The organism is Brachyspira hampsonii, assembly GCF_002214805.1.
GTDB lineage: Bacteria > Spirochaetota > Brachyspiria > Brachyspirales > Brachyspiraceae > Brachyspira > Brachyspira hampsonii.
In genome coordinates this window covers 607,677-621,102 of record NZ_CP019914.1, presented here as the reverse complement: position 1 = coordinate 621,102, position 13,426 = coordinate 607,677, and the positions used below count along the sequence as shown (strand labels likewise).

The 13,426-nt window shown below is 23.9% G+C and carries 12 protein-coding genes; 7 read left to right on the top strand and 5 right to left on the bottom strand.

Features of this window, described 5'->3' with window-relative positions; translation table 11 throughout:
• The first annotated feature begins 3 nt into the window (after positions 1-3).
• The gene (gene recR, locus BHAMNSH16_RS02490; protein ID WP_008729331.1) at positions 4-609 is read left to right on the top strand and encodes a recombination mediator RecR; all 606 of its coding nucleotides are present in this window, start codon (positions 4-6) and stop codon (positions 607-609) included.
• 68 nt (positions 610-677) lie between these two features.
• Here the strand turns inward: recR and BHAMNSH16_RS02485 are convergent, their stop codons facing one another.
• Positions 678-4,910 (bottom strand): tetratricopeptide repeat protein, encoded by a 4,233-nt coding sequence (locus tag BHAMNSH16_RS02485; protein ID WP_069731712.1) that lies wholly within the window; start codon positions 4,908-4,910, stop codon positions 678-680.
• A gap of 325 nt (positions 4,911-5,235) precedes the next feature.
• Here BHAMNSH16_RS02485 and BHAMNSH16_RS02480 point away from each other — a divergent pair, with 325 nt between their 5' ends.
• From BHAMNSH16_RS02480 to BHAMNSH16_RS02465, 4 genes are all read left to right on the top strand, one after another.
• Positions 5,236-6,852: a CTP synthase gene (locus BHAMNSH16_RS02480; protein ID WP_008728448.1), complete on the top strand. Its 1,617-nt coding sequence runs from the start codon at positions 5,236-5,238 to the stop codon at positions 6,850-6,852.
• A gap of 113 nt (positions 6,853-6,965) precedes the next feature.
• Positions 6,966-7,298, top strand: a complete 333-nt coding sequence (locus tag BHAMNSH16_RS02475) for a cupin domain-containing protein (protein ID WP_008728449.1) — start codon at positions 6,966-6,968, stop codon at positions 7,296-7,298.
• Between the two features lie 148 nt (positions 7,299-7,446).
• On the top strand, positions 7,447-8,052 hold the full coding sequence (locus BHAMNSH16_RS02470; protein WP_008728450.1) for a hypothetical protein: 606 nt from the start codon (positions 7,447-7,449) through the stop codon (positions 8,050-8,052).
• Between the two features lie 30 nt (positions 8,053-8,082).
• Positions 8,083-9,087: a calcium/sodium antiporter gene (locus BHAMNSH16_RS02465; RefSeq protein WP_008728451.1), complete on the top strand. Its 1,005-nt coding sequence runs from the start codon at positions 8,083-8,085 to the stop codon at positions 9,085-9,087.
• A gap of 2 nt (positions 9,088-9,089) precedes the next feature.
• On the opposite strand, the gene BHAMNSH16_RS02460 is transcribed toward BHAMNSH16_RS02465, so the two are convergent.
• From BHAMNSH16_RS02460 to BHAMNSH16_RS02445, 4 genes are read right to left on the bottom strand one after another with little or no spacing between them, the layout of a single operon-like run.
• Positions 9,090-9,776, bottom strand: a complete 687-nt coding sequence (locus BHAMNSH16_RS02460; protein ID WP_008728452.1) for an ATP-binding cassette domain-containing protein — start codon at positions 9,774-9,776, stop codon at positions 9,090-9,092.
• Entirely contained in the window at positions 9,766-10,494 is a 729-nt protein-coding gene (locus BHAMNSH16_RS02455) for an ABC transporter permease (RefSeq protein WP_008728453.1), read from the bottom strand. Before BHAMNSH16_RS02455 ends, BHAMNSH16_RS02460 begins: the two co-directional genes overlap by 11 nt.
• Positions 10,495-10,503: 9 nt before the next feature.
• Positions 10,504-10,914: an META domain-containing protein gene (locus BHAMNSH16_RS02450; protein ID WP_008728454.1), complete on the bottom strand. Its 411-nt coding sequence runs from the start codon at positions 10,912-10,914 to the stop codon at positions 10,504-10,506.
• A 31-nt stretch (positions 10,915-10,945) separates the two neighbouring features.
• Positions 10,946-11,350 carry an META domain-containing protein gene (locus tag BHAMNSH16_RS02445; protein WP_008728455.1) on the bottom strand — a complete coding sequence of 135 codons (405 nt, stop codon included), beginning with the start codon at positions 11,348-11,350 and terminating at the stop codon, positions 10,946-10,948.
• 184 nt (positions 11,351-11,534) lie between these two features.
• On the opposite strand from BHAMNSH16_RS02445, the gene BHAMNSH16_RS02440 reads away from it, so the two are divergent.
• Both BHAMNSH16_RS02440 and BHAMNSH16_RS02435 read left to right on the top strand, forming a co-directional pair.
• Positions 11,535-12,392: a metal ABC transporter substrate-binding protein gene (locus tag BHAMNSH16_RS02440; protein WP_008728456.1), complete on the top strand. Its 858-nt coding sequence runs from the start codon at positions 11,535-11,537 to the stop codon at positions 12,390-12,392.
• Positions 12,393-12,401: 9 nt separating this feature from the next.
• Positions 12,402-13,142: a metal ABC transporter ATP-binding protein gene (locus BHAMNSH16_RS02435; protein ID WP_069731711.1), complete on the top strand. Its 741-nt coding sequence runs from the start codon at positions 12,402-12,404 to the stop codon at positions 13,140-13,142.
• The last annotated feature ends 284 nt before the right edge of the window (positions 13,143-13,426 follow it).

Genomic DNA, 13,426 nt, shown 5'->3' with positions numbered 1-13,426 from the left:
ATTTTGAATAATATACAATCCTTAGATAAACTTACACAGATAATAGCAAGACTTCCTGGAATAGGTACAAGAACAGCTATGAGACTTGCTTTATATTTATTTGACTGCGATGATGAGTATTTAAAAGAATTTTCTGAGGTTCTTTCTTCTTTGCATGAAAATATTAAGTTATGCAATGTATGCTATAGTTTGAGTGATAATGATATTTGCGGTATATGCAGTAATGATAAAAGAGAGCATAATAAAATATGTATTGTAGAGTCATATCCTGATATGCTTGCTATAGAAAAAACAGAAGAATATAATGGAGTTTATCATATATTAGGAGGGCTTATATCTCCGCTTAAAGGCATTGGTATAAGCGATATAAGGATAAGAGAACTTATAGAAAGAGTTAATAAAAATAGTGTAGAAGAAATAATGATAGCATTCAGTGCATCTTTAGAAGCTGATACAACTGCATCGTATATTTATAAAACATTAAAAGATAATAATTTTAACGGCAGGATAACTCGTATTACTTATGGAATATCTTTGGCAAGCGATATAGAAAATGCTGATTCCAGATCTTTAGCCAGAAGTATTTTAGACAGAGTAGATATGAATTAATTTTTATATTTATAGTTAATAAGCAGTTTATATATAATTTTTCAATATATAAACTGCTTTTTAATAATTTAAAGCTCTATATTTATCTTGCCGCAGAATTTTTCTACTCTGCTTTTTTGTTCGTATGGTCCTCTTTTATAAATATCTTTTAATTTTTCTATAAAATATTCATCATTAAATGCTTCTTTATCAATATCTCTTGAAATTTTGTATGCTTCAGTGAGGTTTTCAAGTTTGATGTATGATAAATATAAATAAGCATTATTATTATTCATTTTTATAATTTTATCATAGTCTCCAAGCTCATAATAGGATTTTAATATAAATGAATTAAGAATATTCTTTTTATCTTCATCTATATAAAAGATATTATTGATAGATGAAATAAAATTAATTACTTCATTATACAATTTAGAATTAAATTTTTCATTTATGATATTAAAACAATATTCCATTTGAATATCGGATGCTGTTAATTTAAAAGATCTTATATTATTTGAATCTAATATTTGTTTAAAATATTTTAATGAATCTTCTTTATAATTTTCATCATTATTTATTTTATATAAACTATATGCCATATCTGATAATATATTGAGTTTTTCAGCATTATATAAATCATTATTATCATTCATAATCTCATCATATATATCATATAAAATATAATCATTTACATCATCATTAATTTTTTCTCTCTCTTCTATAACGGAATTAAATATTGAGTGTAGGTAATTACGATAATATATGTCTTTATCATGCTTTTTAAATTTTGATTCAAAATACTTTAATAAATAATCAAACCTATTTCCATATTTCTTAATACTATCAAATATATCATTTTTTATATAATCATTTTTATATTTTAAATATTTTTTATATTTATACTTAATTATATAGAGCTTGCATAATTCCTCATTTATATCAAGATTATCATAAAAATAATATTCTCTTTTCTTATCAATATATTCTTCTAAATATCCAATTCCTTCATCAAATTTTTCTAGTTTGCATAAACATACAGCAATATTAAATGTTATATTATAAGCAAAAGTATCAAAACGATTATTTTCTAAACAAATATATCTTGATATAATAAAATAATTTAATGCCTTTTCATAGTCTGAGTTTTTTAAATTGTTTTCTCCGATTAATTTATAAATACTATAATCATATAAACAAATGTTTTTAAAAAAATTATTGTATTGTGCGTGGTTAGAATTTTTTTGATAATATTCAATATTTGCTGCTGCTTCTTTTATATATTCATAATCATCTGTATACTCATATAAAGACAGCTGAATTACTGCTATAAAAATATATAAAAAATTATAAGTATCTTTATTCTGATTAAAACATTCAATTATATTTTTATAAAATTCTAATGTCTTATCAAGCATACCATATTTATTATAGAAAGAAGATATATAATGTATATCTTTTTCCAGTGTATAGCTAAATGAGGAATTATTAAAATAAAATTTTATTTCATCTTTTTTAGATAATACTTCTTGCAAGTAATAATGATACATATCTGAATTATCTTCTGAAGTTTCATAATCATTATTAATAAAGCTATATAAAGCTGAATAATAATCAAAAGCCCAATTATATGTGTCTTGTAATCTTTTTAATTCTTCTAAAGATTTTTCATATTCTCTCAAATCAAAAAGTATTTTAGCTCTATTCAAACTTAAATCATTATATGATATATTATTTGATTTTCTTAATTCAATAGCTCTTTCATAAAAATACAAGTCTTCAATAGATGGTTCATCATCTTCATTAATATAGGCATTAATATATATGTATTCATTATATATTATATGAATAGTACTAGTAAATTTGGATGTATCATATGTATTGTTAAAATATGCTAATACAAATGAATATATTTTTTTGTTTTGATGAAATATTTTAATTAATTCTTCTATTGATGATATTTTTCCTACTTTTAAATCAAAATATAATCTTAATATATAGGCAAAATAATATAAATAATTATTATCATCAAAATTGCAGTATTTATCAGCATATTCAATTATATAATCTTTTTCTAAAGGAGAATAGTTAATACTTCTATATAAAACTATCATCATAGTATTTTTATATTTATAATTATCACAATTTAATTCCAAAGCCTTTGCCAAATATTCAATAGAATCTTTGTACTCATTTAAGCAGTATAAACAAACTGATATATTATAATAGATTTCATCTAATTTATAATATTCTGAGTTTAAGCATTTTTTGAAACGCTCATAAGACTTTTCGTAATCTTTCATCATAAAATAATATACAGCAATATCATAATTAAAATCTTCTATATCTTTAATAAGTAGTATTAAATCTTTTTCATGTCCTGTTTTAAAAATAAGGCAATATGATACTATATCTATTATAGTTTTATGTATTTGTTTGAATTTAATTGAATATTGAAGTAAGTTATATAAATAATTAAAACTATCTTTATTTTTTTTATTTTCTTTAAAATCATTATAATAAAGCTCTATAAAAACACTAATTATTTCAGCTAAATTTGTTTTATATCTCAAAGCATTAAATATATCTTCTTTTGCTTCATCTTTCATTTTTTCATCGTTATTTTCAATGCCAATATGTAATTTTATTTCAGACCTTTTAGCATAAGCATTTCCTAATTGAGGATTAATTTTTAAAGCTTCGTCAAAATCTTCCAAAGCGTTTAAAGCATTTATATCATCTGCTTTTTTATCTGCTTCATCTTTTTTATATAATTCATAATAGTAAGAGCCTCTAAAATAATATGCTTGGTCATTATCTCTGTTTAATTTTATAGAATCATTTAAATATTTTAAAGCTTCTTTAAAATTATTTTCTTTATAATTTATAATGCCTATATATAAATAGCATTCGTCATTATTATATTTTGATTCTATGGATTTATTAAAATATTCTTTAGCTTCATTGAAATTGCCTTCTTTATAATTTAAAAATCCTTTATAGAAATTTAATTCATCTGAATTGTAATTTTCAATAACTATATGTAAATCATCTCTAAACTCTCCATAATTGTTTAGTTTATAATTTGTTTTAAGTCTGTAAAAATAAGCCTCAAAATTATTACTGTTTAGCTGTATAAAATCATTTAAATATTTTAAAGCTTCTTGAAAATTATTTTCTTTATAATTTATAATACCTATATATAAATAACATTTTTCAGTATTATATTTAATTTTTATAGATTTATTAAAATATTCTTTAGCTTCATTAAAATTGCCTTCTTTATAATTTAAAAATCCTTTATAGAAATTTAATTCTTCATTATCAAAATTTAATTCTATAGCTTTATTGAGATTTTTAGTAAATTCTTCATATTGATTTAATTCATAATTTGATTTTGCTATGTAAAAATATATTTTTTTAGAATCTTTAGTATTAAGTTCTAAACATTTATAATAATCATCTATAGAGCTTTCAAATTCCTTATTTTCAAATTTTGCTGCAGCTCTGTTATAGTAGTATGAACAATTATCATTATTTAATTCTATACATTTATTAAAATATTCTATTGATTGATTATAATCATTTTTATGGTAAAAACATATACCAATTAGATTATATATTTCGCAGTCATCAGTGTTTGATTCTATATATTTATAAAAATTTTCTAATGCCTTATTATATTCTTTTAATTCATAATATGATTTAGCAATATATTTGTATGCTTCAATATTTTCTTTATTTAATTCTAAACAGTTATTAAAATAATTCAAAGCATTTTTGAAATCTTTAGCATTATATCTTTCAATACCTATATTTAAATATTCTTTTTCTTTTTTTGATAATGCTTCAGTATCAAATATCATTTTTTTTATTTCTTCTTTAGTTTTTACTTCTTCTTCTAATCTGCATATTTCTTCAAGTATTATAAAATGATGATATGAATATAATATTTCTTTTTCATCTCTTTTATAATGATTTAATAAATCTTTATAAAATTGTTTATGCAATGTGGTTCTTATAGATTTTATATCATTTTTTATTATAAAACTTTTTTGTAAATGTTCTAATTTTATATTATATACTTGTTCTATAATTTGATATTTGTATTTACATAGATGTATAAAAGCAGAATTTTTGAATAAACATATATTATTTTTTAATGTTTCAATTAATTCATTATCATCATTTAATAATGTTTCAGATGTTTTATATCTGCCTTTTTTATAAGATATTATTATAATATTGCTTGAATTTTCTTCAAACTCATTTAGGTTTTCAGGCAAATAAAATGGTTTATTATTAATATTATATTTTTTCATATTTATACTCCTGCTTAATAGTCTAATTGTATTTTAGTAAAAAAACATTAAAAATCAATATTGAGTATTATGGAATTATCAACTAAATACAGATACACTTCTAAATACACTATTAGATACACATTATTATATATAAAAATACACTTTAAGTTAAAAAAAATATATATTTTTTATTTTATATATTGACTTAATTTTTAAGAATTTAAATATTATAATGCCATATTTTTATTATTGCTATATAATACAAAATTTGCTTGATTTAATAATAATTTATGATAATGTTAATAAGGTTTAATAATAAAATAAAAACATAATTGAGGATTATATGAATACTAAATACATATTTGTAACAGGCGGAGTTGTATCTGGTTTGGGAAAAGGAATAACTGCATCTTCATTAGGAAGACTTCTTAAGGCTAGGGGATTAAGTGTTACTATACAGAAATTTGATCCTTATATAAATGTGGATCCTGGAACTATGAGTCCATTTCAGCATGGAGAAGTTTTTGTTACTGATGATGGGGCAGAAACTGATTTGGATATTGGGCATTATGAGAGATTTATAGATGAAAATTTAAATAAATTTAGTAATGTTACAACAGGAAAAATTTATCAGCATGTTATAAATATGGAGAGAGAGGGTAAATATTTAGGTGAAACTGTTCAGGTTATACCTCATATTACTAATGAAATAAAGAGAAGAATATACAGAGAAAATGATACAAAAAAGACTGATATAGTAATAACAGAGATAGGCGGAACTATAGGCGATATAGAGTCTTTGCCTTATATTGAAGCTATAAGACAGGTAAAAACAGAATTAGGGCAGGATAATGTTTTATATATACATGTAACATTGATACCTTTTATCAGCTCATCTGAAGAAATAAAGACAAAACCTACTCAGCATAGTGTAAAAGAGCTTATGCAAAGCGGTATAATACCGGATATTCTAGTATGCAGAACAAGTAAGCATTTACAGGAATCGCATAAATCAAAAATAGCATTATTCTGCAATCTTCCTAAGGAAAATGTATTTGAAAACTTTGATGAGCCTAATATTTATAATGTACCTTTAATGCTTGAATCGCAGGGACTTTCAGATGTGGTATGTAAGCATTTTAAATTGCAGACTGCAAAAATAGATTTAACAGATTGGACAGATTTAATAATAAGGCAGAAAAATATTTCTATAACAAATGAAAGAGTAAGAATCGCTATAGTTGGAAAATATATATCTATGAAAGATGCTTATATATCTTTAATAGAGGCTTTGAATCATGGCGGCATATATAATGATATTAATGTTGATATAGAATGGATTTCAGCTGAAGAATTAGAAAATAAATATGATATATCCGAATATTTTAAAGGCATTCATGGACTTATAATACCGGGCGGATTTGGAGAGAGAGGAATAGAGGGAAAAATACAGGCTATAAAGTATGCAAGAGAAAACAAGATTCCTTATTTTGGTATATGTTTGGGTATGCAGCTTATGAGTGTTGAATTTGCAAGAAATGTACTAAAATTGGAAGATGCCAATACAATAGAAGTGAATGAAAATACTAAAAATCCTATAATTACACTTATGGAAGAACAGAAAAAAAGCATATTAAAAGGCGGTACTATGAGATTGGGTGCTTTTGACTGCGATGTAAAAGATGGAAGTTTGGCACATAAACTGTATAATAAAACTTCTATTAGTGAAAGGCACAGACATAGATATGAATTTAACAATGAATATATAGATGTAATGGAAAAATCAGGATTTATTGTAACAGGCCGTATGAAAAATGCTGATTTGGTCGAGATTGCCGAAGTTAAAGATCATCCTTTTATGATAGGAGTTCAGTTTCACCCTGAATTAAAATCAAGAATTACTAATCCGCATCCTTTATTTGTAGGATTTATAGAGGCTGCTAAAAGATTAAAAGTATGATTATTATGATTCAGTATGCATATTTTTCATAAAAAAAATTTTTTGTTGCTGCAGCAATCGATTTTTTTATATATCTATTAGATAATAACATTAAAATTAAGTAAGGCTTATAGATGGAAAATTATATTAAGAATATAGATTATAAAAAAATAGTTAACTTAAAAGATTTAATAGCAATTAAAGATATATCTATGCTTTCATTAGTTGATAGAAAAAGTTTAGTTATGTCAATAATATCAGCAGATAAAGATAAAGAAATACCTACGCATACAAGTACAGGAGATGTTCTAGTTACAGTGATTGACGGAAAGGCACAAATAACGGTTGACGGCACTTCATTTGAAACATCAGCAGGAGAATCTATTTTAATTCCTGCAAATACATCTCATTCATTAAAAGCTATAGAGTCATTCAAAATATTAGTCATACAAGTGAAACCAGAGTAACCCTAAATAAATTCATGACTATGGTATGGAATAAATTCTTATTCCATACCATACTTATTTAACTAAAAATATTATAAATACTTATTTAAAATTTAATAAAAATAATATATATTATTTAATATTATATATTGTTTATAGGATTTATATTATGGGAAAAGTGAAAAATATTTTTACTATGGCAACTTTACATCTTATTAAAAATTTACTAAATTTTTCTTTAAGATTGCTGCCCGTTTTTATAGTTATTTTATCATTATTAAAACTGTCAAAAGTATTAATTGATTTAAGCTGGTATTTTATACTAAGTATTTTATTAATAGAAGTTATACTTATAATATTTGCATTAGTCTTTGATTTTATGTTTTTTAAAAATAATAAAACTTCTGATAATACTTCAAGTTCATCAGATGATGCCAAACAAGATAATTCTAATACATCAGAAGCTGCAGCATCTAATAAATTTTCTGTATTGAATATAGCCGTAATATTTTTTGCTTTTTTGGGTATAATATTTGTAATATTAAAACTATTCAAAGCTGTTGATTGGAGTTGGGTATGGGTTCTTTCTCCATTATGGCTTTCTACAGCATTAGTATTATTTATATTATTAATATGTTTTATAGTATTTATAGTATCTGCATTAACTAAAAAGTCCAAAGCAGAAGATAATAATAATTCTAAGCAGTCTTCAGAAGATGCAGATAAAATGGAAAAGACGGATAATACAGAAAATAAAGATAATAAAACAGAATAGTTAAATAATTAATTTAAGGAATATAATTCAATGGAAAATATGTTATTAAATATTGTTTTCACGGCAGCAGGAATATTGCTTTTATATTTGGGCGGAACATATATTGTAGACGGCAGTGTTATGGTGGCTAATAGGCTTAAAATACCGTCTATAGTTATAGGGCTTACAGTTGTTGCTATGGGGACATCAATGCCGGAGCTTTTTGTGAGTCTATTCGGAGCTTTGAGGGGAGAGAGTGCTATTGCAGTAGGTAATGTTATAGGAAGCAATATATTCAATGTTGTATTTGTACTTGGAGTGTCTGCTTTATTTATGACTATGACTGCCGGTAAAAAGTCATATTATGTTTCTATGATATCTATGTTTATAATGTATGCTGCTTTAGGTATTATGCTTTTTAATATTAAAACTAAGAGATTAAGCGGTGATAAAATATCAATAATTGAAGGTGCTATACTTATAGTTTTATTATGCGTATATGTTTATTATTTATATACTGTAATATCCAAAGATAAAGACGAATTAGCAGTATTTGAAAAGGAAGTTTCATCATCTAGTAAAACGCATTCTATATTCAGAGCTATATTTAAAATAATAGTTGCTATATTGGCATTGGCATTTGGTTCTGATGTATTTATTAAAGGCGTTACAGGAATATTTAGAAATTTCTTAAGCGAGCATATAATAGGTTTTATAGTTGTTGCTGTAGGTACAAGTATACCTGAACTTGTTACAAGTGTAATAGCTGCTATCAAGAAAGAGGCTGACATATCTATAGGTAATATAGTAGGAAGTAATATATTTAATGTAGGAGCAGTTTTGGGTATATCCTCTATGGCCTCATTCAAATACGGCGGAATAATTTTAAGTCAGTCTCAAGATTATTTAATGGATTTTTCTATTATGGTATTTGCCGGATTATTATTATTAGCTTTTACTGTAAAAGGAAAGAGTTTGGGTAAAGTAAAAGGTGTTATATTTTTAATTATATATATTGCTTATGTTTCTTATCTTCTTAAAACTACATCTGTATAAAATTAATTATTTATTAATATATCAGTAAGTTTTGCTTGGTGATTTTCTATTGTGTTATTTTTAATATATGTTTCAAATATTAATTGGGTGCTGTTATTTTTATTAGATAATATATATACATAATCTCCAAGCATAACTGCTTCATAAACATCATGGGTAACATAGAAAAAAGTTTTATTTGTTTTTGATTGTATATTTTTTATTATATCAATAAGTTCTTTTTTTCTTTTTATATCCTGTCCTTGTAATGGCTCATCCATAAATATAAAGTTTGAATCATAAGCTAAAGCTCTTGCTAGAGATAATCGCTGCTTCATTCCTCCGCTAAGCTCATTAGGTTTTGAATTTATATTATTTATCAGTCCTGTAATTTCTAATGCATTCTTTATTTTTTTATCCATTTCATTTTTATTTTTAATTTTATCTTTTAAAACATATTCTATATTTTTATATGAAGTTAAGAAATTTAACAGTCTAGGTTCCTGATATACAAATGCTTTATCATCTTTGTTTATTTTTGATGCTATTATATTAAGCAATGATGTTTTACCTGAACCGGAAGAACCTAATATTATATTTATTTTATCTAAATGAAAATCTATATTAAAATTTTTAAATATTATCAAGTCATTATAGGAGAGATTTATATTTTCTAATCTGAATATATAATCATTTATTTTATTTATCATGATTTATCCTTATAATGATTTCAAATACAGCATTAAATATTATTGCAATAAGACAGTATGCAAATAGACTTACACTGTCTAAATATAAATGAGATTCATAAAGTTTTGTACCTATTCCAAAAACAGGTAAAGCTAGTATTTCTGCTGCCAATATGCTTTTCCAAGTTATACCCATAGACTGAGATATTCCTGTAAATATATATGGTTTTATATACGGTATATAAAGGTCTATTATCTGAGTTCTTAAAGATACATTATATGATATTGACATTTCTATTAATTTTTTATCTACATTCATTATTCCATTAGTTATAGAATCGTACATTATTGGAAAAATAATAAGCATAGAAACAAATATAGGGACAGTATTATTATTAAACCATATTATAGCGACTAAGATTAACGGTATAGTAGGTATTGTTCTTATGAAATTGATAATTGGTATTAATGTATATCTAATAGGCATAAATATTCCTGCTGATATTCCTATTATGAATGCTGATAAAAAAGATAATGAAAATGTGATTAATACTCTTAATAAACTTGATAATAAATCTTTGTAGAATGATTTTTCAGATATTATTTCTATTAATTTTTTTAATATATTTGGTATATTGGGAAAAACTATTTCTGAATTTATTTTTAAAGCAGTAAAATACCAAAAACTTATGAATATAATAACACCTAATATTAAATATATAAGTTTTTTATTTTTCATTTTTATTTACTATTTTATTCTTTTGAATATAAGAATTTCATTATCTAAAGTAGTAATTGTGAGATTATTACTTGTAAGTTCTATTGAAGATGCTTTGCTTAATAGTTCTATATATTTTTTTTCTTCTTCCACAGCTTCCGAAGTACCGCCCATTTTGGTAACTACCATATCAGTAAATATTATCATATTACCTCTGCGCATTTCATATTTACCTAAATAAGTATTGAATCCGCTGTATCCATAAAATTCTTCATTGTAGAATGATATTGTAATGCCTCTTCCTTCAAACATATTGCTAAGCTGAAAAGTTTTTCCATTTAAAGTACTTGTAGATATATTTATTGATTGTGATGTTGTATTACAGGAGCTTATAAACATTATTATAGTAAAACTTAATATTAAAATAAAATTTCTTATCATTAAAAATCCTATATGCATTATACAATATTACTTAAAATTCTTCAAAGACTAAATTCTCACTGGATAATAAAGTATATATTATTAACTGTCTTCCATTAATTTTATAAGAAGTAGCATTTTGCAGCATATTGAGATATTCCATTTCAGCAGCAATTCTATCGCTTGTACCAGATTTTTTAGTCATTGAAATTGATAATATGTTAAATATATCTCCGTCAAGAGTATATGAAGATGAATAATTATTAACAGCAGAAAAACCATGTATTGTATCTTGTGTAAACTCTATAGTTATGTCCATATCAGGATATATGCTTACCAATTTAAATTTTCTTCCAAAAAGTGAATCATTTTTTGATTCTTCTATATGAGTAACTTTTGAAGTTGAGCATGAAAATATAAACAATAAAGCTGCCAAAATATGTACAATATATTTCATAATTATCCTAAATTTAATTTATAATATTAATATTGTCGGTAAAAAATCATTATATTTGATAATGTAATTTTATATATTATTTTATAATGTTAGTACTATAAAACATATTGAAGTTTTATTATTTTTATATATAATATATAATCATATAATATTAATATTTTTAACTATAAGGGTATGAAAACTAATGAAAAAAATTTTAATAATTATTTTTATATTATCATTGCTAGCAGGATGCAGTAATGCATCAAAGGATAATAAAGTGTCTTCAAATAAACTTAAAGTTTATGCAAGTATTTATCCTATATACGATTTTGCTAAAAAAATATGTGGAGATAAAGCAGATGTATATAATATGACTTCTGCAGGGTCAGAGCCTCATGATTTTGAAATAACTTCAAAAGATATGGCTGATTTAACAAAGGCAGATTTATTTATATATAATGGCGGAGGAATGGAGCATTGGGCTGATACAGTTAAAGATAGCATAAAAGAACTAAAATATATAGAAACTTCATCTAATATTAGTAATGAAGGATTGGATCCGCATTTTTGGCTTTCACCTATTAAAGCAAAGAAACAAATGGAGAATATAAAAAATGCATTGGCGGATATAGATTCTGTTAATGCAGATTATTATAATTCTAACTATAATTTTTATGCAAATAAATTAGATGAATTAGATAATCATTTCAAAGAAGTTTTATCAAATATAAAAAATACTAACTTGGTAGTAACTCACCCTGCTTTCGGACATTTCTGCAAAGAATATTTATTAAATCAGGTAGCTATTGCTAGAGATGAAGCAGATCCTAAAGCTATGTCTGAAACTATTGATTTTATAAAAAATAATAATGTAAAAGCTATATTTTATGAAGAGTTTTCAAGTTCTAAATTAGTTGATTCTATAGCAAAAGAAACAGGAGTAAAAACATTGACACTAAATCCTATAGAATCTTTAAGTGAAGAATATATTAAAGCAGGAAAAGATTATTTTTCTGTAATGGAAGAGAATCTTGCATCTTTAACTAATGGACTTAATTAGAATAATATTATGAGTAAGATTGTAGAGTTTAAAAATGTGCATTTTGGATATACTTCTGATGATATACTTAAATGTATAAGTTTTGATGTTAATGGCGGAGATTTTGTATCTATAATAGGTTCTAATGGAGCAGGAAAGAGTACCATATTAAAACTTATTTTGGGTGAGATTAGTCAATTCAGAGGAAGCATAAAACTATATGAAGAAGATATAAATAAATTCAAAGATTGGAAAAGAATAGGCTATTTAGAGCAGAATGCATATTCAAAAATTGTAAATTTCCCAGCCACTGTTTATGAAATAGTTATGTCTAATAATTTTGCTGATATAGGTTTATTTAAATTTCCTAATAAAAGTCATCGTATAAAAGTTATAAAGGCATTAGAGCTTTTAGGTATGGAAAAATATAAAAATAGAATGATATCAAAGCTTTCAGGCGGACAAATTCAAAGAGTATTTTTAGCGAGAACATTGATATCAGAACCAGACTTACTTGTACTTGATGAGCCTACAAATGGGGTAGACAGAGAAACTATTGATTTAATATATAAAATCCTACAGTCTTTAAATAAAGAAAAAAAAGTAACTATAATAATGGTTACACATGATATAGAAAAAATATCTAGTATATCCAACAGAATATTTTGTTTTGAAGAAGGTTCTTTAGTAGAGCTTGAAAAGAAACAAATATACGATGAACTTTCACATAAACATAAACATCCTAATAGCGACAATGTTTGTTCTTGTTAATTAATTTTATTTACATACCCCGCCCTTTATTTTTTCTGATTTATTTTGCAATTTTAATACTCATTATATTTATTGATTAATTAGAATTTTCAGCACCCGCCCAAGTTTTGATTAAATTTAGAATTTTATTCAACGCACGGTGTATTCTCTTTTTTATATGATTTAAATTCTATTGTTAATTAAATTATATTTGAAATTTTATTTTGCGTGCGTTGAGATTAACTTTAAATTTAAATAAATTTAGGGTGGGTGTTATAATAACAGAATAAGTAAAAAATAAATAT